We start from the raw sequence: 25,226 nt of genomic DNA on the forward strand, positions 1-25,226 counted from the left end.
TCGCGAGCGTCTCCGGCCCTGCTACCCCTGCCCCCATGCTCACCCGCCGCGCCCTCGCCCTTTCCGCCCTCGCCCTGCCGCTGGCCACGACCGCCCGCGCGCAAACCCCAGAGCCCTGGCGCAAGGCAAACCGTCTCTATACGGACGATTTCACCCAAGACCTCGCCAACTGGACGATCGAGGCCGAGAAGCCCGCCGCCGCAAAAGCCGAAAACGGCGTCCTCGAGCTCGACGCCCCGGCCGGCCTGACCGCCTGGTTCAAGCCGCGCCTGCAAGGCCCGCTGCTGATCGAATACCAGGCCCTGGCGGTCTATGAAGGCGGCCGCAACGACCGGATCAGCGACCTCAACGCCTTCTGGATGGCCACCGACGTCCGCTCCCCGGACGACCTCTTCGCCAGCCCCCGCAGCGGCGCCTTCGCCGACTACGACCTGCTCAAGACCTACTATGTCGGCCAGGGCGGCAACTACAATTCCAGCACCCGCTTGCGCCGCTATGTCGGCCGGGCCGGCGACCGCCCCATGCTGCCCCAGCACGACCTCAAGGACGCCCGGACCCTGCTTCAGCCCAACCGCTGGGTCGCCGTCCAGCTGGTGGCCTATGACGGCCTGATCCAGTACTGGGCCGACGGCCGCAAGCTGTTCGAGCTGGCCGACAGCGACCCCTATCGCTCGGGATGGTTCGGGCTGCGCACGACCTGGAGCCGGCTGCGGTTCAAGGATTTCGCCGTGTGGCGGCTGACGGGGGCGTAGACCCCCTCCGGCCCTCCGGGCCACCTCCCCCAGAGGGGGAGGATTTAGCTCAGCAGATGCTCCCCCTCTGGGGGAGCTGTCGCGGAGCGACTGAGGGGGCCGGCGCGGCGTCTCAAGTCTGAGAGACCCCTCATCCGTCGGCTATCGCCGACACCTTCTCCCGCAAGGGGAGAAGGACGATCGAAATCTTCCGAAACCTCGCCTCTCCCCCGTGACGACTCAAGGTTGATCGCGCACCATCCTCCCCGGCCGCCGCCCTTGCCTCCCGGCGGCCTTTCGGGATCATCATGAACGCCGTCTCCAGGGCCCTCGTCGCCCTCTTCGCCCCATCGCGCGACCAGCATGGGCGCGACCAGCATCGCCGCGCCTACGGACCCGACCTGCTGCGCGCCGCCGCCATCCTGCTGGTCATGACCTGGCACATGCCCAAGCCCGCCCGGCCCGAGCCGCTGCTCACCGTCCAGCCCTTCGGCTGGCTGGGGGTCGACGTGTTCTTCGTGCTCAGCGGCTACCTGATCGGCGCCCAGCTGCTGAAGGGGATCGCGGCGGGGAACGGCGTCGACTTCAAGCGCTTCTGGACCAGCCGCGCCTTCCGCATCCTGCCGGCCTTCCTGGTGGTGCTGGCGCTCTATTTCCTGCTGCCCGGCTTCTCGGACGGCAAGGCGATCCAGCCGCTGTGGCGGTTCCTGACCTTCACCATGAACGTCGGCCTCGACTACCGCGTCACCGGCGCCTTCACCTCGGCCTGGTCGCTGTGCGTCGAGGAGCACTTCTACTGGATCCTGCCGCCGCTGGTCCTCCTGTTGGCCCGCTTCAGGGGATGGGGGCCCAGCGTCGCCGTCGGCGCGGCCCTGATCCTCGGCGGCATGGCCCTGCGCTGGGGGATCTGGCACGGCCCGGCCGCCGATCCGTCCACCCGGCCCGCCGACTTCCTGCGGCTGATCTACTATCCGACCTGGACCCGGCTGGACGGCCTGGCCCTGGGCGTGCTGCTGGCCGCCGCCCGCATCTTCCGCCCCGCCCAGGTCGCCCGCTGGCTGCCGCCGACCGTGACCGGACCGCTGGGCCTGGCCGCCGCCGTCGCCACCGTGATCCTGTGCCTGCGCACCGCCGACGGCGTGGCGCTGGACCTGACCGGCGCGGTCTTCCTCTATCCGCTGGCCTGCCTGGCCACGGCCCTGCTGCTCTGCGCCCTGCTCGACCTGGAGCCGGCCCTGCAACGGCTGCCCCTCCAGCCCGTCACCGCCGTGGCGACCCTGGCCTACAGCCTCTACCTCGTCCACAAGCCGGTGCAGCATATGCTGCGCGAGGCCCTGGGCGACACCGTGCTGCGCGGCTGGACCGGCGTTGGCGCCTATCTCGCCGCCGACTTCGCGGCCGCCATCCTGCTGTGGCTGCTGATCGAACGCCCCTTCCTGCGCCTGCGCGAGCGGGTGCTGCGCAAGCCGATCCCGGCGCAGGCGGAGGAGATGAAGCGGGCGGCTTAGACCTGCCCCTGGGGCTTGGGGCGGAAGAAGGCCGCCAGCACGACCATCAGCAGGCAACCGCAGGCGAACAGGGCCAGCAGCACCGGCCCGCCCTCGCGCCAGCCGCCTTCAAGGAAGCGGATCAGCAAGGGCGCGCCGGCGACGCCCGAAAGCAGCACCCAGAGCAGGAACCCCGCGATCTTTTCGAGGAGCGATTCCGGCGCCGTCCCGCGTCCAAGGCTGTGCGCCTTGAACGCCAGCCCGGCCCAACCGGCGACGATCGGCGCCAGGCCGAGGGCCGTCGCGGTCAGGCGCTCGGTCGGGGGAATGATCGGCGCCGCCCAGGCGCAGAAGCCTAGCCAGATCGCCGTGCCTAGCACCGCCCAGACCAGGGCCTGGCGGGGACCCCCCCGTGGCCTGTCGAGCAGATGAAGGGCCACGAAGAAGATCAGGAAGGCGGCCAGCAGGCCTGCCAGCCAGACGGTGTCGATCACGCCGTCCCGCCCGCCGCTGAAGAAGAATCGCAGGACGCTTTCGCCCACCCCGATCCACAGGAGGAACAGCGTCATCAACCACTCGCCGAGGCGGCGAAGGTGTTTGCTAAAAGACGACAGGGCCGGCGCGTTCATGCCCGCCAAGGTAGCGCTTCACCCAAACACCCGCAATCGGCTCGCCCGCCCGTCAAACTTTCCGCCTTCCCCCTCCCCGCGCCCTGCTATAGGCCCCATCTCCTTCGCCTCCCCCGCCTCGCCGCCCTCCCAGACGTAAAGACCGCTCCATGGCCGCCCCCGCCCGCGCCCCCGTGCTCGCCCTCAAGGACGTTCGTCTCGCCGACGGCGCCAAGCCGCTGTTCGACGGCGTGGACCTGGCTCTGGAGCCGCGCGTGCGCGCCTGCCTGGTCGGCCGCAACGGCGCCGGCAAGTCGACCCTGCTGAAGGTTCTGGCCGCCCAGGGCGCCGAGGCCGACAGCGGCGAGCGCGCCGTGCAGCCGGGCGCCAAGGTGGTGTTCGTCAGCCAGGAGCCGGACATCACCGGCGAGACCCTGCTCGACTACTGCACGGCCGGCGGCGCCCAGGACTACGAGGCCCACGCGACCCTGGCCGACTTCGGCCTGGACTTCCAGAAGAGCACCCAGGGCCTCTCCGGCGGCGAGCGCCGCCGCGCCGCTCTTGCACGGGCGTTCGCCGAACAGCCCGACGTGCTGCTGCTCGACGAGCCGACCAACCACCTGGACATCTTCGCCATCCAGACGCTGGAAGAAGAGCTGGCCAACTCCAAGTGCGCGGCCCTGATCGTCAGCCACGACCGCGCCTTCCTCAACCGCGTCACCCAGCGCACCTTCTGGCTGGAGCACCGCAAGGTGCGCCGCCTCGACAAGGGTTTCGCCGAGTTCGAGACCTGGAGCGAGCAGGTGCTGGCCGCCGAGGCCGACGAGGAGCGCCGGCTGAACAAGCAGCTGGAAAAGGAAAACGCCTGGCTGGCCCGCGGCGTCCAGGGCCGCCGGGCCCGCAACGAAGGCCGCCGCCGCGCCCTGATGGACCTGCGCGCCCAGAAGCGCGACATCGTCGCCGACAAGCGCGGCTCGATGACCATGGCGGTCGAGAGCTCGGGCACCTCGGGCAAGCGCGTGGTCGAGGCCAAGGGCCTGACCAAGACGTTCGGCGAGCGCACCATCGTCGAGAACTTCTCGACCCGCATCCTGCGCGGCGACCGCGTCGCCCTGGTCGGCCCCAACGGCGCGGGCAAGACCACCCTGGTGCGCCTGCTGCTGGGCGAGCTGGAGGCCGACGCCGGCACCGTTCAGCTGGGCACCAATCTGGAGGTCGCCTATGTCGACCAGAACCGCATGGCCCTGTCGGAGAAGATCACCGTCTGGGATTTCCTGACCCCGTCGGGCGGCGACTCCATCCTGGTGCGCGGCCAGCCCAAGCACGTGGCCGGCTACGCCAAGGAATTCCTGTTCACCGAGGCCCAGCTGCGCCAGCCGGTCACCAGCCTGTCGGGCGGCGAGCGCAACCGCCTGCTGCTGGCCCGCGCCCTGGCCACGCCGATGAACCTGATGGTGCTCGACGAGCCGACCAACGACCTCGACATGGACACGCTCGACCTGCTGGAAGAGCTTCTGGCCGATTTCGAGGGAACCCTCATTCTCGTCAGCCACGATCGCGACTTCATCGACCGCCTGGCCAGCTCGACCATCGCCATGAACGGCCACGGCCAGGTGCTGGAGACCCCCGGCGGCTGGAGCGACCTGATCGACCAGGCCCCGGACTTCTTCAAGGGCGCCCGCGGCGCGGCCGGCGACTTCGCCACCGGAACCGGCTCGCACAAGGCCATCGTCACCCCCGCCGCCCCGGCCGCGCCCAAGAAGGCCGTCAAGCTGTCCTACAAGGACCAGCGCCGCCTGGAGGAATGCGAGGCCCTGATCGCCAATTCCCCCAAGATCCTGGCCGACCTCGAGAAGAAGCTCGACGACCCCAACCTCTACGCCCGCGACCCGGCCGGCTTCGACAAGATCATGAAGTCGCTCGACAAGGCCCGGGCGGATCTGGCCCAGGCCGAGGAAGACTGGCTGGCGCTGGAAGAGAAGCGCGAAGCGCTGGCGGGCTAACGGCCCTCCTCGCCACCCCCTGAGCTCGTCATCCCGGAAGCCGCGCAGCGGCTATCCAGGACCCAGGGGCCGCCGCACCGCGTCGGTCGCCGCCTGGGCGCGCGATCGCCTTTCCGAGCCCAGTCCCCTGGGTCCCGGGTCTGCGGCGCTGCGCGCCTGCGCCCGGGATGACGGCGGAGGGGGAGCCGGGGCGCGCGCTTCACCCCCATCGACCCGCTCAATCGAGCCGATGAAAACTATCTATTCGCCTTATCGGCCGGCGCGGTGAAGTCTGGGAGCCGAGGAGCTCCCGCATGACACCCCGCCCGCTCGACGGCCCGCCCGTCGTCCTTTCCCGCGCGCCCGAAACGGCGATGGCGGGCGCTCGCCGATGATCCTGCCCACCTTGCGGCAGCTGCAATATCTGGTCAGCCTGCACGAGCACATGCACTTCAGCCGGGCGGCCGACGCCTGCAACGTCACCCAGTCCACGCTTTCGGCCGGCCTGAAGGAGCTGGAGACCATCCTCGGCGCGCGGCTGGTCGAGCGCACCCGGCGGGTGACGATCTTCACGCCGCTGGGCGTGCGGGCGGCGATGCGGGCGCAGGACATGCTGGCCCAGGCCCGCGACCTGGCCGCCCTGGCCGGGGCCCCGGCCACGCCGCTGAGCGGCGCGCTGCGGCTGTCGGTGATCCCGACCATCGCCCCCTTCCTGCTGCCGCGCCTGCTGCCGGCGCTGGAGAAGAGCTGCCCCGAACTGCAGGTCGTGCTGCACGAGGAGATGAGCCACTGGGCCTGCGAGTCCCTCAGCCGGGGCGCGCGCGACTGCCTGGTGCTGGCCCTGCCCTATCCTTGCGACGGCCTCGACCACGTCACCCTGTTCGAGGACGAGATCCTGGTCGCCCTGCACGTCGATGACCCGCTGGCCCGGCGCCCGTCGATCGCCCCCCGCGACCTGCCGGCCGAGCGCCTGCTGCTGCTCGACGACGGCCACTGCCTGCGCGACCACGCCCTGGACGCCTGCGAACGCCGCGATCTCGACCGCGCCCCCGGGCGCGGGGCCGGCGTGCACACCCTGGTCCAGTTGGTCGAGGCGCGGATGGGCGTCAGCCTGATCCCCGCCATCGCCGTCGAGGCCGGAGTCATCGACGGCGCGCCGATCGTCACCCGTCCGCTCGACGCGCCCCGGGCGCACCGCACCATCGCCCTGGCCTGGCGGCGCAACACCCCGCGCGCCGAGGAGTTCGCCCTGCTGGCCCAGCATATCCGCCAGAGCTTGGCGGGGGCTCCGCCCCCTGGGCGCCAGAGCCTGGCGAACGCCGCGCGCCCTGTCCGCCCGGGGCGACAGAGCCTGGCCGGCTGATCGGCCCAGTCGATCAGGGCCCGAGATTCTATTCGTTTCCGTCGGTCAGGCCCCGTCCCTATTCGAAAGGACGCATCGCCAAAGACATCGCCACGATTGGCCGACAGGAGACCCGATGACGTCCCGCCCCTCCACCGCCATCCTCGCCGCCCTCGCCCTGACGGCCAGCGGCGCCGCCTCCGCCCAGGCCGCCGACACGCCCCGCCAGACCCCCAGCCAGACTCAGGACAGCGGCGCCCCGGTGGGCGACAACCAGAACTCCAAGACCGCCGGCGAATGGGGCGGGGTGATGCTGGAGGACTTCCACCTCATCGAGAAGCTGGCCCGTTTCGACCGCGAGCGCATCCCCGAGCGCGTCGTCCACGCCCGCGGCACGGGCGCGGAGGGCCAGTTCGTCTCCAACGGCGAGCTCGACAGATACACCAAGGCGGCCCTGTTCAAGGCCGGCGTCACCACCCCGGTGTTCGTGCGCTTCTCGACCGTGATCCACCCGCAGGGCTCGCCCGAATATCTGCGCGACCCGCACGGCTTCGCCACCAAGTTCTATTCGAGCGAAGGCAACTGGGACCTGGTGGGCAACAACCTGCCGGTGTTCTTCATCCGCGACGCCATGAAGTTCCCCGACATGGTGCACTCGCTGAAGCCCTCGCCGGTGACCAACAAGCAGGACCCGACCCGACTGTTCGACTTCTTCAGTCACCAGCCGGAAAGCACCCACATGATCACCCAGCTCTATACGGACCTCGGCACGCCGCAGAGCTACCGGACCATGGACGGCAATGGCGTCCATGCCCTGAAGCTGGTGGATGAAGACGGCAAGGTGGTGTTCGCCAAGTTCCACTGGAAGAGCCAGCAGGGGATCAGGAACTACACCCCCGACGAGGCCCAGAAGGCCGGCTTCAACTACCTGACCGACGACCTCTACGCCACGATCGGCAAGGGCCAACCCGCCAAGTGGGATCTCTACGTCAAGATCCTCAAGCCCGAGGACATCGCCAAGCTGGGCTACAACCCCTTCGACGCGACGAAGGACTGGTACGACATGCCCGAGATCAAGGTCGGGACCATGACCTTGAACCGCATGCCGGAGAACTTCTTCCAGTCGACCGAGATGAGCGCCTTCTCGCCGGGCGTCCTGGTTCCGGGCATCGAGCCCTCGCCCGACCGCCTGCTGCAGGGTCGCCTGTTCAGCTACGCCGACACCCAACGCCACCGCCTGGGCCCGAACTACCAGCAGCTGGCCGTCAACGCCCCCAAGGTCGCCGTCAGGAACGGCGCCCAGGACGGGGCGATGAACACCGTGCCGCGCGTCGGCGACGTCAATTACCAGCCCTCGCGCCGCACCGATGCGGGCGTCTATGCCGACACGGCCGCCTACAAGCTCAGCCCCTATGAGGTGACGACCACGATCCAGCAGAAGGCGATCGGCAAGCAGGAGCCGTTCGTCCAGGCGGGCCTCTTCTGGAAGCGCCTGCCGGAGGACCAGAAGGCCGCCCTGATCCGCAACCTGTCGGGCGACCTCAACGGCGTCACGGTTCCGGAGATCAAGGAGATCATGGTCAGCCACTTCTACGCGGCCGATCCCGACTACGGGACGCGCCTAGCGGCGGCGACCAAGGTCGACCTGACGGCCGTCAAGGCCCGGGCCGCCAAGGCGCTGGAAGCCGCCAAGCTGGCCAGCAACTAAGCCCCTTCAGGACCCGGTCGGAAACGGCCGGGTCCGCTCTCCTTTCGGATCCCCCAAGGCTTCACATGTTCACCGCCATCCTCCTGGCCGCCGCCCTGCAAGGCGCGCCCGCCGCACCTACGCCCGATCCCAAGGCCGCCTTCTTCGCCGCCGCCCGCGAGGGTCGGGCGGACATCGTGCTCGCCCTGCTCGACGCCGGCGCCCCGCTGAACGCCCGCGACGCGCGCGGCTACACCGCCCTGACGCTCGCCGCCTACAACGGTAAGGTCGACCTCGTCCGCACCCTGATCAAGCGCGGCGCCGACGCCTGCGCCGGCGACACCAGGGGCAACACCGCCCTGATGGGCGCGGCCTTCAAGGGCGACGACGCGGTCGCCCGCCTGCTGCTCGACGAGACCGCCTGCCCGGTCGACCAGGCCAACGCCCAGGGCCAGACCGCCCTGATGCTGGCCAGCCTGTTCGGCCGCGAAACCCAGGTCCGCCTCCTCCTCGCCAAAGGCGCCTCCCCCACCCGCCCCGACGCCACGGGCCAGACCGCCCGCACCCTGGCCGCCGCCCAGGGCGCGAGCGTGATCCAGGGGCTGTTGGGAGGAACGGACTGAGGGGCTATTCCACCTCCGTCGCCCGCGCCGGCTTCGCCTTGCCAACCTCCGTCCCCTCGCCCGTGAACGGCTCCAGGCGGAAGCTCACGCGGGTCGGGGCCAGGGTCGTGCGGTACTTCACGTGCGGCTGGCCGACGAAGTTCCAGGTGGTGTCGCCGCCGACGCCCCATTGGGCGGCGTCGATCAGCAGGGTTCCGGCGTCGTGGGGGACGATGTCGGTGGATTTCCAGGTTCCGGCCGGACGGCGGTAGAGGTCGGTGTAGGGGAAGGCCAGGGCGTTCATCATCAGGGGGGCGCCGGCGGCCTCGACCCGCAGGCCCGCCGCCCCCTGGCCGCCCCCCTTGTCGCCGCCCGACAGTTCCAGCCAGCGCACGCCCGTCTTGTTGCCGGTGTCCTGGGGCCGCATGTAGTCGTGGTTCTGGTCGGCCAGGGCGCCGCGCCACAGGCCGACCGGGGCCGAGGTGAAGCGGTCGACGTAAGACTCGTGCGGGCCGCGACCCAGCCATTCGACGGTCTTGGGCTGGCCCGGCAGGGTGAACCACAGGCCCACGCGCACCGGCGGCGGCAGATCATCCTTCAGCGGGGTGAGGTCGCCGGTCACGGCCACCGAGCCGTCGCCGGCCATGACGTAGGTGGTGACGAACCTGGCCGCGCCGGCGCCCAGGGCGTGCTCGACCGTGACCTGGGCCTCTCCTCCGGCCAGCTTGCGGGCGGTGATCGCGCGCACCTGGCGCACGTCGGTCATCAGGCGCCAGGGCTTCTGCTGGGCGACCGTGCCGGTGGCCGTGTCGTTGTCGGTCTCGGCCCGGAAGAAGTTGGGCGCTCCGCCCTGGGCCAGCACCGCGCCGCCCTTGGCGTAGGCCGTGACCAGGCCCGTGGCCCGGTCGATGGTCAGGCTGGCGCCGGCCGCCTCCAGCACGACGGCGTCCTTGCCGTCGGTCAGGGCCACGGCGCCCGGGCGAGCGACGGCGGGCTTGGGCGTGGCCGAGACGGCGAACTGCTCCCAGCCGACCACGAAGCCGGCCGGGGTCATCGGCACGGCCCCGGCTTTCGCCTTGGCCCGCACGGTGACGAAGTATTCGACGCCCGGCCTGGTCGCGATCGCCGGCAGCGGCAGGGTGATCGTCTCCACGCCCCGGGCCTTGGTCGACAGGGCCGGCAGGGCGCCCGAGGCGACCTCGATCCCGTCGCCTTCCAGCACCCACTCGAAGTCGAAGCCCGACAGGTCGCGGAAGTCGTGGCGGTTGGTCACCGTCAGCTTGCCCGTGGCCGGATCGAAACCACCGAACTGGATCGGCGAGAGCACCTTCCTGACTTCGTAATAGTGCGGGTTGGGCGTGCGGTCCGGCTGGATCATGCCGTCGCCGAACTCGATGTCGCCGCCCGGATTGGGACCGTACTCGCCGCCGTCGCCCCAATAGCGGCGGCCGTCCTTGGCGTAGCGGTACATCGACTGGTCCACCCAGTCCCAGACGAAGCCGCCCTGCAGCTTGTCGTAGGCGTAGATGGTGTCCCAGTAGTCCTTGAAGTTCCCGCCGCCGTTGCCCTGCATGTGGGCGTATTCGCACTGGATCATCGGCTGGGTGCGCGACGGATCGGTGGCCCAGTCGACCATCTTCTCGATGTCGTCGTACATGGGCGCATAGATGTCGACGTAAGCGTTCGGCTGATGCTCCCAGTCCAGCGTGCCCCAGCCCAGGTACGAGATCAGGCGGCTGGGATCGCGCTTGCGGGCGGCGGCGGCCGCCTTGGCGAAGTTGGGACCGATGCCGGCCTCGTTGCCCAGCGACCAGAAGATCACCGACGGGTGGTTCTTGTCGCGCTCGACCATGTTCAGCACCCGGTCGCGATGGGCGGCTTCCCAGGCCGGGTCGAAGCCCAGCTGCAGGCTCTCGCGCAGCTCGGGATGCTTGTTGCCGTAGTCCATATAGGCGTGGCTCTCGATATTGGCCTCGTCCATGACGTAGAGGCCGTACTCGTCGGCCAAGGCGTACCAGAGCTCGGTATTGGGGTAGTGCGAGGTGCGCACCGCGTTGATGTTGGCCTTCTTCATCAGCTCGATATCGCGACGCATCGAGGCTTCGGAGATGACGTGGAAGGTCTCCGGATCGTGCTCGTGGCGATTGACGCCGCGGATGACGATGGGCCGGCCGTTGACCGCCACCCGGCCGTCCTTGATCTCGACGGTGCGGAAACCGATCCGCTGGGGCGTGGCCTGGACGACCTCGCCCTTGGCGTCGAGCAGTTCGACCAGCAGGGTGTAGAGGTTCGGCGTTTCGGCGGTCCATTGGCGCACGCCTGGGACCGTGGCGTTCAGCGAGACGGTGCGCGCGGCGCCGGCGGCGACCTTGGTCTCGGTCTTCAGCACTTCCTTGTCGCCGTCGAGCAGGGTCATCCGCGCGGTGAGCGGCGCCTTGCGGGCGGTCAGGGAGAGCTCGGTGCTCAGCACCCCGTCGCGATAGGCCTTGTCGAGGCCGGCATGGACGAAGACGTCGCTGGTGCGGGCCTGCGGGACGGCCTTCAGATAGACCGAGCGCTCGATGCCGGAGACGCGCCAGAAGTCCTGGTCCTCAAGGTAGGACCCGTCGGCCCAGCGGTGCACCTGGATGGCGACGAGGTTGGTCCCCGGCTTCACGAGCTTGGTGACGTCGAACTCGGCCGGCAGCTTGGAGTCTTCGTAGTAGCCGACCTCCTGGCCGTTGACCCAGACGCGGTAGGCCGCGCCGGCAGCCCCGATGTGCAGGATGACGTCCTGGCCGCTCCAGCCGGCCGGAACCTCGAAGGTGCGGCGGTAGGAGCCCACGGGGTTGGTCGCGTGCGGGATCAGCGGGCGGTTGGCGGGGAACGGGTAGGTGATGTTGTTGTAGCGGGCCTGGTCGTAGCCCTGCGCCTGCCACATGGCCGGCACCTTGATGCTCTTCCAGGTCGAGGCGTCGTAGTCCGACTTTTCGAAGCCGTTGGGCGTGTCGTCCGACGACGGCGAGAATTGGAAGGCCCACTGGCCGTCGAGGCTGAGATAGCGGGCCGACCTGGTCATGTCGCCGGCCAGGGCGGCGGCTCTGCTTTCGAACGGGAAGTGGCTGGCGCTGGCCGGCATCTTGCCGCGAGCGTTGACGGCCGGGTTCTCCCAGTCGGGGCGGGTGGAATCGATCTGCACCGGATCGACCTTGGGCTGGGCGAGGCCCGCACCCGCCGCCGCCAGAACCGTCATCGCCGCGCCGGCCGCCAGGATCTTCCGCATGCACGCCTCCCTATACCCGCGTCCCGTTGGTCGGACGCTGTCGCCCTAGCATGGTGGATTCATTTGTCAGACAAAAGAGGACCAATGCGATTTGATGGGCGAATTCCGTGCCGGCCGCTCTTCAGCCCGCCTTCCCCGCTCCGCGCACAGCGGCGATAGGGGGTGGCGAGGGGGACGAATCCCAGCACACACTCGGGCACCATCGCCCGCGCCCGCGAGACCCCCATGCCCGGACCGCGCATCCTGTTCGTCGTCGATGCGGGCCCCAGGGTCGGCGGCGGCCACTTCATGCGCAGCCTGAACCTGGCCCGGGCCCTGGAGGCGGAGGGCGCCCAAATGGGGGTCGAGTGGGACTTCGCCGGGCCACCCGCGCTCGCCGGGCTGATGGCCGCCTTCGCGCCCGGGGCCGAACCGGCCGGGATCTTCGAGACCAAGGACGCCCTGGTCGCCGGCGGCGCGGCCCTGGCGGCCGGCTTCGACGCCGTGATCTTCGACCACTACGGCCTTTCCGCCCCCGACCACCGCGCGATCGCCGGCGAGCGCCCGGCCCTGGCGGTGGACGACCTGGCCGACCGGCCGCTGGCCGCCGGCCTGGTGGTCGACGCCGGGATTTCGCGGCGGGCGCAGGACTATCGGGGACTGACCCCGAATGACGCTGAACTGCTGTTGGGCCCGTCGCACGCCGCCCTGTCGCCCGCCTTCGCCGCCCTGCGCGAGACGGCCCTGGCCCACCGCGCGACCGTCTCCGAGGTCCGGCGGGTGCTGGTTTCGCTGGGCCTGACCGACGTGGGCGGGATCACCGCCCGCGTGGTCGCCGCCCTGCTGCCGGTGCTGGGCGAGCGGACGCTCGACGTGGTGGTCGGCGGCCAGGCGCCCAGCCTGCCGGCCCTGCGCGCGCTGGCGGCCGCCGACCCGCGCCTGACCCTCCACATCGACAGCCGCGACATGGCCGCCCTGACGGCCGCCGCCGACCTCGCCGTCGGCGCGGCGGGGTCGAGCAGCTGGGAGCGCTGCGTGCTGGGCCTGCCGACCCTGTCGCTGGTGCTGGCCGACAACCAGCGGGAAGCCGCCGCGGCGCTGTCGGCCTTGGGCGCGCACCTGGCCCTCGACGCCGCCACGCCGGACGAGGCCCTGGCGAGCGCCTTCGCCGCCCTGGCCGTCGACGGCCCCGCCTCGAGCGGCGCCCGCGCGGCGATGTCGACGGCCGCCGCGGCGGTGTGCGACGGACGCGGCGCGGCGCGGGTGGCCGAGCGGTTCCTGGCGCGCCTGAAGCCTTGAGCTCGCCTCCGGGCGGCGCTAGCCAGAGGGGGTGAGATCATCCGGGGAGGCTCGAACATGCCCGACGTCAGGCTTCGCCCCGTGGCGGCGCAGGATCACGACCGGCTGCTGGCCTGGCGCAACTCGCCCGCCGTCGCCCCCTACATGTACAGCGACCACGCCATCACCCCGGCCGAGCACGCCGCCTGGTTCGCCCGCATCGGCGAGGATCCCTCGCGCCGCTACTGGATCATCGAGCTGGACGGCCTGCCCGTGGGCCTGGCCAACGTCGTCGACATCGACCAGAGCAACCGCCGCTGCACCTGGGCCTACTACCTCGCCGACCCCGCCGTGCGGGGCCTGGGCGTAGGCAGCTTCGTCGAATACTGGGTCATCGAGCACGTCTTCAACGAGCTAGGCCTCGACAAGCTCTGGTGCGAAGTCCTCGAAGACAACGCAGCCGTCTGGCGCCTCCACATGACCTTCGGCTTCCAGCGCGAGGCCCTCTACCGCGCCCACGTGGTCAAGGGCGGCAAGGCCCTGAACGTGGTGGGGCTGGGGTTGCTGCGAGCCGACTGGGAAGCCGGGGAACGGGAGACGGCGCGCGGGAAGTTGGCGGCGAAGGGGTTCGGGGTGGGGTGAAAGGTCGCTTCGCGGGCGCTCAACCGAGCGCTAGAGCACTCTCCAGAGACTGAACGTGAGAGTTCACGAAAAAGACGCGCGCGAGCATTAACTCTACTTGACGTTTAGCCAGACGTGCCTTGCTATGGTCGATGTCAGAGGACGTCGGGGGGCGTTGGCATGTGGCATTCCCTATTCAAGGGTCCAGGAATTCGTGCATCCGCACGAAGACTGCGCCGCAACGCCGCCGGGGCGGCCGTCATGGTGTTGGGCGCGGCGCACCTTTCGGCCTGCGTTGGACATGGCTCCATAGACTACGACCCGACCGTCCGAGACACGCCGGGCACGATCACGCTGGGCGACGCCAAGGTCTATTCGCGCGAGGCCCTGATCAACGAACGCGCGGCCGACATCGCCTGGATCGACAAGCTGATCGCCAACAGCGAGGACCCGGCCAAGGTCAGCTTCAAACCCGCCCTGATCCGCGAGATGGAGGAGATTTCCGCGTTCTCGGCGGCGCTGGGGCTGCGCTACGATCCCGCGGCGGCGATCAGCTTCAAGCGGCAGAACGAGACGGGCGAAATCCAGCAGCAGATCGACGTGCTGAAGGCGCAGATCCAGCTCGAGCAGCTGCGTCGCGACATCGAGCTCATCCGCGCCAAGCTGCCGGATCAGACCGCGCCGGTGAACGCCGACCTCAACAAGCTGGGCGCGGCGACGACGGCGACCACGTCCACGGCGGTGACGCCGCCGGATCCGTCGCAGGTGATAACGACGCTCAACACATTGATCGCGAGCGCGGCCGGCAGGCTCACGACCGAGGTGAAGCCGATCGGCAAGACCGAAGCGACGAGCAGCCCGCAGGACGATTTCCGCGACAGGCTGGCCTATCGCGACATGCTCAAGGCGGCCAGGAACGCGGCCGCCCTGGATGAGCTGCACGACGCCGGCCACAACCGGCTGGTCCGGCTGAACCTCCAGGCGATGGTCACGCCGGATCCGGCCAACCTGCGGGCCCTGGGCGCGATCCAGGTCAGGATCCGTGACGATGGCGCGGACGGCCCCGCCGACGTTCTCGCCAACTGGCTGCAGAAGACCAATAGTCAAAGCCCCTGGCGGGTCGATGCGGCGACTTTCAAATCCCACCCGGAGCTCGACACGCTCGAGAACAGCGGCGACTTCGCCCAGGCGCAGATCGGCGGGTTCCGGATGCTGGCGCCGGTGCTGCAGACCGAGAATGTCGTGCTCTATCCGCAGCCTCTTCTCACCCGGGCGGAGTGGGACGAGGACGATCTGAAGGACATCCGGTATTTCGGCGAACATACGGCGTCGCTGTCGGTGGACGGGCCGGCGCTGGAGACGGCGCTCATCGGGCTTTGCCGCCCCGGGTCGCCGCCCGCCCTGGCGCTTGACCGCGCCGACGCGCGAACCAAATCCTATGCGCTGGTCCGTTCGGCCAACCTGGCGGCGACCAATCTGGGCGTTCCCGCGCCGAGCCCGAACGCCCTCGCGAAATACGCGCGGGCCAAGAAATACCAGGACCAGGTGATCGACCTGATCCGCCACCGTGCGGACTGCACGTCCCTGGTCGCCGACTATTCGCCGGCGGCGCCGACCTGGCGGGTGCTGCGCAGGCCCGAACTGGGCAGCGCACAGCAAGTGCGCATCTACGAAGTGGGTCCGCGCGAACAGGCCCAGCAGATCTCCACGATGGCCCGCTCGGCCAACAGCCTGGCCCTGGCGGCGTCGATCGCCGCCGCCGACCCGGCTTCAGGCGTAGCCGGCAATCTCGGCGCCGGATTTCAGCGCGACGTGATGAACCGCGCTTCGGCGCTCGATCGGGCGCCCGAGGTGGTGGGCTATTCGGTCGGCGGCAAACGCACTTTCGGCTGGGTGATCGGACCGCACGCGACCACCGACGCCCGCGGGCGCGCCGAAGTCCGTCAGGTCGCCAAGTCCTACGATCTCTCGGTGGACCTGTCGGTGCCCTCATGGTGGAGCGTGCTCGATCTCGAGGTCACGACCGTATGGGCGCCGTCTCCCCAGAAGCTCGCCCGCGGCGCGCTGGTCGCGATGGACGGCGAGCCCAAGTCCGAGGCGAAGCCTGAAATCCTGCCCGTTCCGCTCGTGGCGAACCTTTCCGACGACCAGGCCTTCACCCAGCTCCTGTTGCAGGACTCCAGGCGGACGCCAAAGCTGGACGAGGTCGTCGGCGGCCCCGTCAATGGCTGCACGGCGACGACGCTTCTCCTCAACGGTCGTAACCTGTGGCGCGCCGAAAAGGTGCTTCTGCTTGGCCTGTCGCTCGGACGCGAAGCCATCACCATCGCGCCGGACATGGAGGGGATCATCGTCACCGTGCCGCCGGTGGCGGCCATCGCGGGCGAACGCGCCTTCCGCCTGAACGACAACATCCGGGTGCTGACCCCGCTCGGTCAGGTCGCCAAGCCCATCGCCTACGACGCAACCCTGTCGGGCGACGCGTGCAAACCCGCCCCCGCCGCGGCCGCCGCGGATCCCGCCGCCGTGGCGATCGGCAAGGCGGCTCCAACCAGCTTCTCCGTGCCCAGCCTGATCAGGATCGATGTCACAGGGAAAAACCTGAAGAAGGTCGAAAAGGTCACCCTGGACGGGCGGGAAATGACGATCGCCGCGGCGGCGGACGGAACGTCGCTCAGGGTCGAGCTCGCCCGCGATCAGGCCGAGGGCATCGAACCCGGAACGGTTCAACTCGAATTCTTCGCCGACAAGAAGAGCGTCGGCACGCCCCAGTCGATCAGGATCACCCGCAACTAGGAGATAGGGCATGCCCGTGGGGACGGCCGAGAACCTCGGCACGCAGTGGTGGGCGATCAACGCCGATGGGGGCGGACTACTGGCCAGGTTCGATCACCGCCAGTTTCCATTGGTGCGGGACGGCGCCCGGGTGACGTTCACCGACGTCGACGGAGACGGCATCGCCGACAACGTCCAGCCCGTGCACGCCATCACACGCTACCTGTCGCGCGTAGCGGCGGCTGATACGCTGGATGAACCGACCCGCACCCAGCTGTCCGACACCATCATGGACGCGCTTCTGGCCGCCGCGACCGAGACCGGCAAGGATCGCCGGATCCGGCTCCGGCGCCTGCGCACGAACCTGGATCGTTTCCGACCGCCAGGACTGGCCTGAGCGGCCGCCGAGGTCACCCCCTCGGCGGGGCCTCGACCTCGGAATAGGCCAGCACGGCCGGCGGCAGCCGCAGGCCCTGGACCTCGATCGCGGCGACGGCGGCGTTCAGCTCGGCCAGTTCGGCCGGGGTGAAGCGGACCAAGGCGGCGCCGACGTTCTCGAGCATGTGCGCCATCTGGGTGGTTCCCGGGATCGGCACGATCCACGGCCTTTGCGCCAGCAGCCAGGCCAGGGCGATCTGCCCGGGGGCGGCGCCTTTGCGCTCGGCCCAGGTCTTCACCAGGGCGACCAGCGCCAGGTTGTGCGGCAGGCTTTCGGCCGAGAACCGGCCTTCAAGCTTGCGGATGTCGCCGTCGGCGTAGCGGGTGGCCGCATCGATCGCGCCGTTCAGGAAGCCCACGCCCAGCGGGCTCCAGCAGACCAGGCCGATCCCCAGTTCCTCGCAGGTCGGCAGCACCCAGGCCTGCGGCCCGCGCCACAACATCGAATACTCGTTCTGGACGGCCGTGACCGGCAGCTCGGCATGGGCGCGGCGCAGGGTCTGCTGGCCCATTTCGCACAGGCCCCAGTGCAGCACCTTGCCCTGCGCCATCAGGTCCTTGATCGCGCCGGCGACGTCCTCGATGGGCACGGCCGGATCGACGCGGTGCTGGTAGAGCAGATCGATCCGGTCGGTCCGCAGGCGTTTCAGCATGCCCTCGACCGCCAGCTTGATGTGCTCGGGCCGGCTGTTGAGGCCGGGGCGGCGCTGGCCGGTCTCCAGGTCGACGTTCCAGCCGAACTTGCTGGCGATCACCACCTGGTCGCGGATCGGGGCGACCCCCTCGCCGAGGATCCGCTCGACCTCGTGCGGGCCGTAGGCCTCGGCGGCGTCGAAGAAGGTGACGCCGCGATCGTGGGCCGTCCGGATGATGTTGATCATCTCCGGCCGGTACGGGACCGTGGTCTGGTAGGTGCGGCTCATGTTCTGGACGCCCAGGCCGACGCCGGAGACCTCCAGCGTTCCGAGCCTGCGGCGCTCGAGGCCGGCGGGCCTGGCCGTCCGCGCCTGGGCGGGGGCGGCCATGGCGGCGGGCGCGGCGAGGCCCAGGGCCAGGAGATCGCGGCGACCGACGCCGCGCGGGGTGCGCTGGTTCATGGTCATCGTCTCCGGCGGCTAGCGGTTGGTCTGGGCGAGGACGGCTTCGGGCAGCCGCGCCCCGACGACGGCGATCTTCGCGGCCGCTCCGGCGATCCGGGTCAGGTCGGACGCCGTCAGCTCCACCTCCGCCGCGCCCAGGTTTTCCGTCAGGCGGTGGCGCTTGGTGGTGCCGGGAATGGGGACGATCCAGGGCTTCTGGGCCAGCAGCCAGGCCAGGGCGACCTGGGCCGGGGTCGCCTGCCTGGGCTCGGCGATGGCTTTGAGCAGGTCGACCAGCGCCATGTTGGCGGCGCGGGCGTCGGCGGCGAAGCGGGGCGAGATCGAGCGGAAGTCGGTGGGATCAAGCTGCGTCTGCGCGTCGATCTTGCCGGTCAGGAACCCGGCGCCGAGCGGGCTGAACGGCACGAAGCCGATCCCCAGTTCCTCGCAGGCGGCCAGCACGCCGTTCTCCTCCACGTCGCGCGTCCACAGGGAGTATTCGTTCTGCAGCGCGGTGACGGGCTGGACGGCGTGGGCGCGCCGCAGGGAGTCGAGGCTGGGCTCCGACAGGCCGAAATGCCCGACCTTGCCGGCCGCGATCAGGTCCTTCACCGCGCCGGCGACGTCCTCCATCGGCACGGCCGGGTCGACGCGGTGCTGGTAGAGCAGGTCGATGCGGTCGGTCCGCAGGCGCTGCAGCTGGGCCTCGACCACCGCCTTGATGTGCTCGGGCCGGCTGTTGAGGCCGCCCGTCCGCGCGCCCGTGGTCATGTCGATGTCGAAGCCGAACTTGGTGGCGATCACCACCTGGTCGCGGAACGGAGCCACGGCCACGCCCAGCAGGGCCTCGTTGGCGAACGGCCCGTAGGCCTCGGCGGTGTCGAACAGGGTCACGCCGCCGTCGAAGGCGGCCTGGATGACGGCGACGGCCTCGGCGCGCGGCGTCGCCGGGCCATAGGCGGCGCTGAGGCCCATGCAGCCGTAGCCGAGGGCGGAGACCTCCAGGCCCTGGCCGAGTTTGCGCGTCTGCATGGGGTGTCCTCCTGAACGGGCTTGCGAGCCAGGAAGATAGCGCTGGCCCATTCCGGCGATTAGACGCGATAATCGGCATGTCGTTTTTAGCAGGACTAACAAATGGCCCAGGGCTTCGACGAACTGGCCGCCTTCGCCGCCGTGGCCCGGGAGCGCAGCTTCACGCGAGCGGGGGCCAAGCTGGGCGTCTCGGCCTCGGCGCTGAGCCAGACGATCAAAGGTCTGGAGGCGCGGCTGGGCCTGCGGCTCCTGGCCCGCACCACCCGCAGCGTCGCCCCCACCGAGGCCGGCGAGCGCCTGCTCTCGACCATCGCCCCGCGCCTGGAGGAGATCGAGCAGGCGCTCGCCGCCTTAAGCGAACTACGCGAGCGGCCAGCCGGCACGATCCGCATCACCGCCGGCGAGCACGCCGCGCGCTCGGTCCTCCAGCCCGGTATCGCCAGGCTGCTGCCGCACTATCCGGACATCCGGGTCGAGATCGTGGTCGACTACGGCCTGGTCGACATCGTCGCCGAGGGCTTCGACGCCGGGGTGCGCCTGGGCGAGCAGGTGGCCAAGGACATGATCGCCCTGCGCATCGGCCCGGAGATGCGCATGGCCGTGGTCGGCTCACCGGCCTATTTCGCCACCCGCCCGAAGCCGCTGACGCCCCAGGACCTGACCGACCACAACTGCATCAACGTGCGCCTGCCCACCTATGGCGGCCTTTTCCCGTGGGAGTTCGAGAAGGACGGCCGCGAGCTGAAGGTGCGGGTCGACGGCCAGCTGGTCTGCAACACCCTCGACCAGCGGCTGGACTCGGCGCTGATGGGCCTGGGCCTGGCCTATGTTCCGCAGGACGTCGTCGCGTCCCGGATCGCCGCCGGCGACCTGATCAGCGTGCTGGAGGACTGGTCGCCGCCGTTTCCGGGCTACCACCTCTACTACCCGAGCCGCCGCCACGCCTCGCCGGCGTTTTCCCTGCTGATCGAAGCGTTGCGGTATCGGGAGGGGTGATGACGGAGGGGCGGCCCCTACCCTCGCGGGAAATCCCCGAGCCTCTGCAAATCTTCCCGCCCCGCCACCAGCGCCCGCACGTCGTCCGACGTGAACGCCGGGTTGCCCGCATAGAGCGCCCCGTAGACCTCGCGCACGAAGGCCAGGTCGGAGGGCAGGTCGACCGTCCAGCGCACCGCGCTTTCGTCGACGGCCTGCATCACCCCGTCGAGCACGAACCGCTGCGGATTGCGGTAGAAGAACGGGGTGACGTGTTCGCGTTCGTAGGGGTCGGCGGCCTCGGAGGCGGCGAGGCGAAGATGGCCGGCGCTGGTCAGTTCGGCGTCGAGGCCGATGGGATAGGTGCGCGCCGGGTGGGTGGTGGCCGAATAGTCGGCGCCGACGGCCTGGTGGTGCACCAGCAGGCGCTCGATCAGCGCGGGGTCGGCCAGGGGGCAGTCGGCGGTCAGGCGCAGGACGAGGTCGTCGTCGGCCAAGCCCGCCACGGCGCCGGCGAAGCGGGCCAGGACGTCGTCGAGCGGGCCGCGGAAGGCTTCGACCCCGGCGGCCTCCAGCGTATCGGCCAGGACGTCGTCGCTGGCGTCGTCGGAGGTGGCGACGATCAGGCGGTCGAGCGAGGGGATGCGGCGCAGGCGCTCGATCTGGCGCAGGATCATCGGCGCGCCGACCACGTCGGCCAGCACCTTGCCCGGCAGGCGGGTGGAGCTCATCCGGGCCTGGAGGACGGCCGCGATCATCGGGCCGCCTTTTCGGCGAGGGCCTGCGCCACCTCGTCCATGACGCTGGCCCAGGTCTGGAGGTTCTCGGTCACGAAGGCGCGGGCCTGCGGGTACCAGGGGTAGCGGTCGGTGCCCAGGCGGGTCCAGGCCGCGGCGGCGGTGACGATCCAGATCGGCGCGCCGCAGGCCCCGGCCAGGTTGATGGTGGCGTTGGAGAAGCCGACCGTCAGGTCCAGCGCGCTGGTCAGGGCGGCGATGTCGTCGAGATCTTCCTTCAGGTCGATGCCCGGCGGGGTCCAGAGATCGACGCCGAATTCCTCGCGGGCGATGCGGATCTCCTCGTCGCAATCGCCGTACTGGATGTTGACGAAGCTGACGCCGGGGGTGCGCAGCACCGGCTCCCACAGGCGGAAGGGCGAGAACAGGCGGGCGCGCTCGCCGTCGAGCTTGAGGCTCTTCCACAGCACCCCGACCTTCAGGCCCGGCCGGTCGGCCAGCACGCCCCGCCAGTGGGCGACGCGGTCGGGGTCGGGGGTCAGGAAGCGCTCGCGGTCGGGGAAGCTCTCGGCGCTCGGGCGCAGGGTCTGGAGCAGCGAGGCGATCGGAGTCCAGGCGTCGAAATCGTCCCAGCGCTCGATCTCGGGGGCGGTGCGGTAGACGCGGCCTTCGAGGGCGACGGTGCGGTGGCGGGTGACGTCGGCGTCCGGAAAGCTGCGGGCGAAGAGGGGCACGAGGCGCCGTTCGACCACCAGGGAGAGCTTGCCGTCGGGACCCAGGGCCTCGCGCACGTCGGGCAGCAGGCCGGCGAACATCACCTCGTCGCCCAGGCCCTGCTCGGCCATGACCAGCAGGCGCTTGCCGGCCAGGGGCTCGCCGGCGGCCAGCTGGCGGCCTTCCAGTACGAAGCGCGGGGCGTCGGGCAGGTCGGGCGAGGTGCGCGCCTCGTAGGCCGCCCAGCCCTCGGCGACGCGGCCAAGCGCCAGCAGGATGGTCGAGCGGGCGAACTGGATGGTGGCGACGTCCTCGCGGGCGACGCTGTGGCGGATGGCCTGGTCGCAGTCGGCCAGCGCGCCCTCGGCGTCGCCCAGGTCGAGCCGGGCGTAGGCGCGGTTGTGATAGGCCTTGGCGAAGGCCGGATCGAGACGAATGGCCTCGTCGAAGAAGGTGAGCGCGGTGGCGCCGTCGCCCAGGCTGCACATCACCGTGCCCAGGGTGTTCCACAGGATCGGCTGCTCGGGATGGGCGCCGATGGCGGGTTTGAGCACCTCGATCGCCTCGGACTCGGCGTTGAGGTCGCGCAGGGCGCTGGCCAGGTTGTTGAGGCCGGCCACGTCGCCCGGCTGGTGGGCCAGGTGCAGGCGGAAGAGCTTGGCGGCGATGTCGGGCATGCCCATGCGATAGGCCAGGCGGCCGACGTCGGCGGCCACCGCGTCCTGGTTGGGCAGCAGCTTCAGGGCGGCCTCGTAGCCGTGCATCGAGGCGGCGAAGTCGCCCAGCTTCTCGCGGGCCACGGCCAGCACATGCCAGGCCACGCCCAGCCCCTGGTCTTGCGCCAGGGCCTTCTGGGCCAGCTGCTCGGCCTTGGCGTAGTCGTGGCGGCGCACGGCCAGGATCGCCTGGTCGAGCAGGCGGCTCTGGGCGTGGTCGCGCAGCCCTTGGGTGGCCTGCTTCAGCCGGGCCAGGGCCTCCTTGGAGGCGGAGTCGCCGACGGGCGCGGCCTTGAAGCCGACATAGGCGGCGGCGGGCGCGGCCTCCTGGCCCAGGGCCAGGGCGCTGGCCGAGACGGGCTTGGGCACGGCCTTGGTTGGAGCCGACCGGGCGGGAGCGGGGCGGTTGTGTCGCGAAGCCATGGCTCTCCTGCCGGTTGGTCGGTTGCGCGCACCATCTTGCCAGAGGATTAACGCGGGCTTTAGCGCGTTGTGGGGAGGGGGGTGTTGGAGGCCACGCCAACGCCGGAACGGGGACCGCCCTCGGGCGTCCTTTTTCACCGAGCATCCCCGCGAAGGCGGGGATCCAAGCGGGGTCGGCGGATGATCCACGGCCGCGCCCCATCCTGGAAGTCAGCTTGGGTCCCCGCCTTCGCGGGGATACTCGGTTTAGGGGGCAGGCGGCGCGAGTTCGCCCCTACGCCGTAGCCGCCGCCCCCGCCGCCAGCACCCTCGCCTCGTAGACCGTCACCGGCTTGTCCCCGGCCTCGATCCGTACCCTCGCCGTCCCCTCGCCCGCCGGCAGCGGGACGTCGGCGGTGAAGAAGCCGTCGCGGCGGTCGGTGGGGGTCGCGAAGCGGCCGGTCTCGGCGCCGTCGGCCAGCACCTTGGCCGACTGGCCGGTGTCCTGGCCCCAGTAGACGAGCTGCAGGGTCAGCGGACCGGCGCGGCGCTTCAGCGTCATCTCCAGCCAGCCGCCGGGGGCGATGCGGCGACCGCTGCGGCCGTTGAGCTGGATGATCTCGCCGGCGCCCGCCTTCACCGCGTGGTCGACCTCGGGCTGCTGCTCGCCCAGATAGACCGCGTCGACGGTGCGGGCGACGGTGTCGATGCGCTGCTTCTCGGCGGCCAGATAGGCCGGTCCCTCGGCCGCCCAGCGGGCCGGGGTGAACACCGGCAGGTAGATCGCCTCGCGTCGGCTGTAGCCGGTGAAGAACGGCGTCAGTTCCACCCGTCCGCCCTGGGCCAGGGGGGCGTCGAAATTGTGCGGGTGGGCCCCGGTGACGCGCAGCAGGGCGGCCGGATCGCCCTGCCCCAGCAGGGCCGGGGCCGGACGGTCGAACGGCCGGTCGGCGGGGCCAAGGTCGGCCGACAGCACCAGCGGCCCCGACAGCAGGGCCACGAGGTTGGGATCGTCCGGCGTCGGCTCGGCCCGCACGGTCATCGGCACGGTCAGCCGCAGGCGATCGCCCGCCTTCCAGCGGCGCGAGACCCGGGCGTAGCCGTCGCCCCGGGTCTGGATGGCGACCGGCTGGCCGTTGAGCTCCAGGGTCGGCTTGATGCTCCAGGCCGGCAGGCGCAGGGCCAGCTCGCGCTCGCCCTTCGGGGCGCGCTCGATGGTCAGGGCGACGTGGCCGAAGCTGGGATACTGGGTGTCCAGGTCGATGGCGAAGTCGCCTTCGCCCAGGTCGAGCCTCGAGGCGATGAAGAGGTTCAGCCACAGCGTCTCTCCGCTGCGCCACCAGATGCTGTCGGCGTGCTTGGCGTGGCTTTCCATGCCCGAGCCGACGCAGCACCAGAAGCTGTCCTCGTAGGTGGAATAGCTGCGGCGGCCGCCGGCGGCCATCGGCATGAAATAGACGAAGCGGCCGTCGGCCGGGTTCTGGTGGGCCAGGATGTGGTTGAGCTGGGTGCGTTCGTAATAGTCGAACAGGGCGCCGTCGGGCTTCCAGCTCCACAGGTGGCGGGTCAGCTTCAGCATGTTGTAGCTGTTGCAGGCCTCGCAGGTGGTCTCGGCCATGTGGCGGGCGATCTGGCGCGGCTTGCCGAAGTGCTCGCGGTCGGAATTGCCGCCGATGACGTAGCTGTGGTCGCGGGTGACGGCCGTGTGGAAGAACCGCGCCGCCGTCGCCTCGGCCGGATCGCCGCCGACCTCGTAGAGACGCGCCAGGCCGATGACCTTGGGGATCTGGGTGTTGGCGTGCAGGCCGGCCAGCTCGTCGCGCTCGGCGGCGATGGGATCGAGCACGGCCTTGTGGCGCAGGCGGCGGGCGATCTTCAGCCAGCGTTCGTCGCCGGTCAGGGCGTAGGTCTCGGCATAGGCCTCGTTGAGGCCGCCGTGCTCGGTGACCAGGATCTTCTGCACCTGCTCGTCGCTCAGGCCCTCGATGATCGTGGCGAAATAGCCGGCCAGGCCCGTGGCGACGTCGAGGGCGCCCGGCGTGGCGGCCAGGCGATGGGCGTCGAGCAGGCCGGCGTGCACCTTGTGCCAGGTGTAGACCGGCACCCAGCCGTCGTTGAGGCTGAAGCGCGAGGACCGGATGTCGCCCCGGCGCAGCTCCTCGAACACCTGCTTGCCGGCCGCCGCGTCGGACTGGCCCCAGCGGGTGGTGCCACCCACATAGCCGTCGCCGTGGGCGGCCTGGACGCGGGCCAGTTCGGCGACGGTGTAGGCCAGGCGCTCGCGCAGCTGCGGATCGCCGGTGTGGGCCACCTGCAGCGAGCACGCGGTCAGCCAGTGGCCCAGGGTGTGGCCGGCGATGCTCTGGGCCTCCCAGCCGCCATAGACCGGGGCCTTCACGGGCAGGCCCGCGCCCTGGTGGAAGTTGTGCAGCAGCCGGTCGGGCGACAGCGACAGGAGATAGGCGCGGTTCGCGTCGGCGGCGCGCTGGTGATGCGAGGCCTTCAGGACGATGTGGCGGGCCGGGACGGGGGTGGCGACGATCCGGGGGCTTTGCTCGACCGGCTTGGCGGCGGCGGCGGTCGCGGCGAACGCCAGGGCGCTGGTGGCCAGCAGGAAGGCGCGGCGGCTCGGCTTGTGCGGATCCATGGCGTTCTTCCCCGGGGCATTTGTCTGACTATTGTGGGCAAGAGAGCATGATGGGTGGCGGGGCTCAAGTCGGCGGCCCTCCCTCCTCCCGTAAAATCCCCGCGAAAGCGGGGACCCAGGTGTTTTATCGTC

18 protein-coding genes are annotated in these 25,226 nt (G+C 70.5%); 11 read left to right on the forward strand and 7 right to left on the reverse strand.

Features of this window, described 5'->3' with window-relative positions; translation table 11 throughout:
- The first annotated feature begins 35 nt into the window (after positions 1 to 35).
- Complete coding sequence (locus AC1RRS_RS02790; protein WP_492853839.1) at positions 36 to 752, forward strand: DUF6250 domain-containing protein; 717 nt, start codon at positions 36 to 38, stop codon at positions 750 to 752.
- 287 nt (positions 753 to 1,039) lie between these two features.
- Positions 1,040 to 2,239 (forward strand): acyltransferase family protein, encoded by a 1,200-nt coding sequence (locus AC1RRS_RS02795; protein WP_492853840.1) that lies wholly within the window; start codon positions 1,040 to 1,042, stop codon positions 2,237 to 2,239.
- On the opposite strand, the gene AC1RRS_RS02800 is transcribed toward AC1RRS_RS02795, so the two are convergent.
- Positions 2,236 to 2,787, reverse strand: a complete 552-nt coding sequence (locus AC1RRS_RS02800) for a hypothetical protein (protein ID WP_492853841.1) — start codon at positions 2,785 to 2,787, stop codon at positions 2,236 to 2,238. The genes AC1RRS_RS02795 and AC1RRS_RS02800 overlap by 4 nt on opposite strands.
- A gap of 209 nt (positions 2,788 to 2,996) precedes the next feature.
- Here AC1RRS_RS02800 and AC1RRS_RS02805 point away from each other — a divergent pair, with 209 nt between their 5' ends.
- The 4 genes from AC1RRS_RS02805 to AC1RRS_RS02820 all read left to right on the forward strand — a co-directional run bounded on the left by AC1RRS_RS02805 (position 2,997) and on the right by AC1RRS_RS02820 (position 8,460).
- Positions 2,997 to 4,829 carry an ABC-F family ATP-binding cassette domain-containing protein gene (locus AC1RRS_RS02805; RefSeq protein ID WP_492853842.1) on the forward strand — a complete coding sequence of 611 codons (1,833 nt, stop codon included), beginning with the start codon at positions 2,997 to 2,999 and terminating at the stop codon, positions 4,827 to 4,829.
- A 370-nt stretch (positions 4,830 to 5,199) separates the two neighbouring features.
- On the forward strand, positions 5,200 to 6,171 hold the full coding sequence (locus AC1RRS_RS02810) for a hydrogen peroxide-inducible genes activator (RefSeq protein ID WP_492853843.1): 972 nt from the start codon (positions 5,200 to 5,202) through the stop codon (positions 6,169 to 6,171).
- 115 nt (positions 6,172 to 6,286) lie between these two features.
- Positions 6,287 to 7,858 carry a catalase gene (locus AC1RRS_RS02815; RefSeq protein ID WP_492853844.1) on the forward strand — a complete coding sequence of 524 codons (1,572 nt, stop codon included), beginning with the start codon at positions 6,287 to 6,289 and terminating at the stop codon, positions 7,856 to 7,858.
- 65 nt (positions 7,859 to 7,923) lie between these two features.
- Entirely contained in the window at positions 7,924 to 8,460 is a 537-nt protein-coding gene (locus tag AC1RRS_RS02820; RefSeq protein WP_492853845.1) for an ankyrin repeat domain-containing protein, read from the forward strand.
- A gap of 4 nt (positions 8,461 to 8,464) precedes the next feature.
- Here AC1RRS_RS02820 and AC1RRS_RS02825 read toward each other — a convergent pair whose 3' ends face one another.
- Positions 8,465 to 11,701, reverse strand: a complete 3,237-nt coding sequence (locus tag AC1RRS_RS02825; protein WP_492853846.1) for a glycoside hydrolase family 2 TIM barrel-domain containing protein — start codon at positions 11,699 to 11,701, stop codon at positions 8,465 to 8,467.
- Positions 11,702 to 11,926: 225 nt separating this feature from the next.
- On the opposite strand from AC1RRS_RS02825, the gene pseG reads away from it, so the two are divergent.
- The 4 genes from pseG to AC1RRS_RS02845 all read left to right on the forward strand — a co-directional run bounded on the left by pseG (position 11,927) and on the right by AC1RRS_RS02845 (position 16,751).
- Positions 11,927 to 12,979 carry a UDP-2,4-diacetamido-2,4,6-trideoxy-beta-L-altropyranose hydrolase gene (pseG, locus tag AC1RRS_RS02830; RefSeq protein WP_492853847.1) on the forward strand — a complete coding sequence of 351 codons (1,053 nt, stop codon included), beginning with the start codon at positions 11,927 to 11,929 and terminating at the stop codon, positions 12,977 to 12,979.
- Positions 12,980 to 13,036: 57 nt separating this feature from the next.
- The gene (gene pseH, locus AC1RRS_RS02835; protein ID WP_492853848.1) at positions 13,037 to 13,600 is read left to right on the forward strand and encodes a UDP-4-amino-4,6-dideoxy-N-acetyl-beta-L-altrosamine N-acetyltransferase; all 564 of its coding nucleotides are present in this window, start codon (positions 13,037 to 13,039) and stop codon (positions 13,598 to 13,600) included.
- A 240-nt stretch (positions 13,601 to 13,840) separates the two neighbouring features.
- On the forward strand, positions 13,841 to 16,375 hold the full coding sequence (locus tag AC1RRS_RS02840; RefSeq protein ID WP_492853849.1) for a hypothetical protein: 2,535 nt from the start codon (positions 13,841 to 13,843) through the stop codon (positions 16,373 to 16,375).
- 10 nt (positions 16,376 to 16,385) lie between these two features.
- A complete protein-coding gene (locus AC1RRS_RS02845; RefSeq protein WP_492853850.1) occupies positions 16,386 to 16,751 on the forward strand; it encodes a hypothetical protein in 366 nt (121 codons plus the stop codon).
- A 13-nt stretch (positions 16,752 to 16,764) separates the two neighbouring features.
- Here AC1RRS_RS02845 and AC1RRS_RS02850 read toward each other — a convergent pair whose 3' ends face one another.
- Together AC1RRS_RS02850 and AC1RRS_RS02855 are read right to left on the reverse strand one after the other, a co-directional pair.
- On the reverse strand, positions 16,765 to 17,889 hold the full coding sequence (locus tag AC1RRS_RS02850; protein ID WP_492853851.1) for an aldo/keto reductase: 1,125 nt from the start codon (positions 17,887 to 17,889) through the stop codon (positions 16,765 to 16,767).
- 18 nt (positions 17,890 to 17,907) lie between these two features.
- Complete coding sequence (locus tag AC1RRS_RS02855) at positions 17,908 to 18,903, reverse strand: aldo/keto reductase (RefSeq protein ID WP_492853852.1); 996 nt, start codon at positions 18,901 to 18,903, stop codon at positions 17,908 to 17,910.
- Between the two features lie 102 nt (positions 18,904 to 19,005).
- Here AC1RRS_RS02855 and AC1RRS_RS02860 point away from each other — a divergent pair, with 102 nt between their 5' ends.
- The gene (locus AC1RRS_RS02860; RefSeq protein ID WP_492853853.1) at positions 19,006 to 19,899 is read left to right on the forward strand and encodes a LysR family transcriptional regulator; all 894 of its coding nucleotides are present in this window, start codon (positions 19,006 to 19,008) and stop codon (positions 19,897 to 19,899) included.
- A 17-nt stretch (positions 19,900 to 19,916) separates the two neighbouring features.
- Here the strand turns inward: AC1RRS_RS02860 and AC1RRS_RS02865 are convergent, their stop codons facing one another.
- From AC1RRS_RS02865 to AC1RRS_RS02875, 3 genes are all read right to left on the reverse strand, one after another.
- The gene (locus AC1RRS_RS02865) at positions 19,917 to 20,636 is read right to left on the reverse strand and encodes a cytidylyltransferase domain-containing protein (protein ID WP_492853854.1); all 720 of its coding nucleotides are present in this window, start codon (positions 20,634 to 20,636) and stop codon (positions 19,917 to 19,919) included.
- On the reverse strand, positions 20,633 to 22,468 hold the full coding sequence (locus AC1RRS_RS02870; protein WP_492853855.1) for a tetratricopeptide repeat protein: 1,836 nt from the start codon (positions 22,466 to 22,468) through the stop codon (positions 20,633 to 20,635). The genes AC1RRS_RS02865 and AC1RRS_RS02870 overlap by 4 nt, the downstream gene beginning before the upstream one ends.
- A 274-nt stretch (positions 22,469 to 22,742) precedes the next feature.
- Entirely contained in the window at positions 22,743 to 25,094 is a 2,352-nt protein-coding gene (locus tag AC1RRS_RS02875; RefSeq protein ID WP_492853856.1) for a beta-L-arabinofuranosidase domain-containing protein, read from the reverse strand.
- Between the last annotated feature and the right edge of the window lie 132 nt (positions 25,095 to 25,226).

Source organism: Caulobacter sp. GW821-FHT12A07, assembly GCF_058807655.1.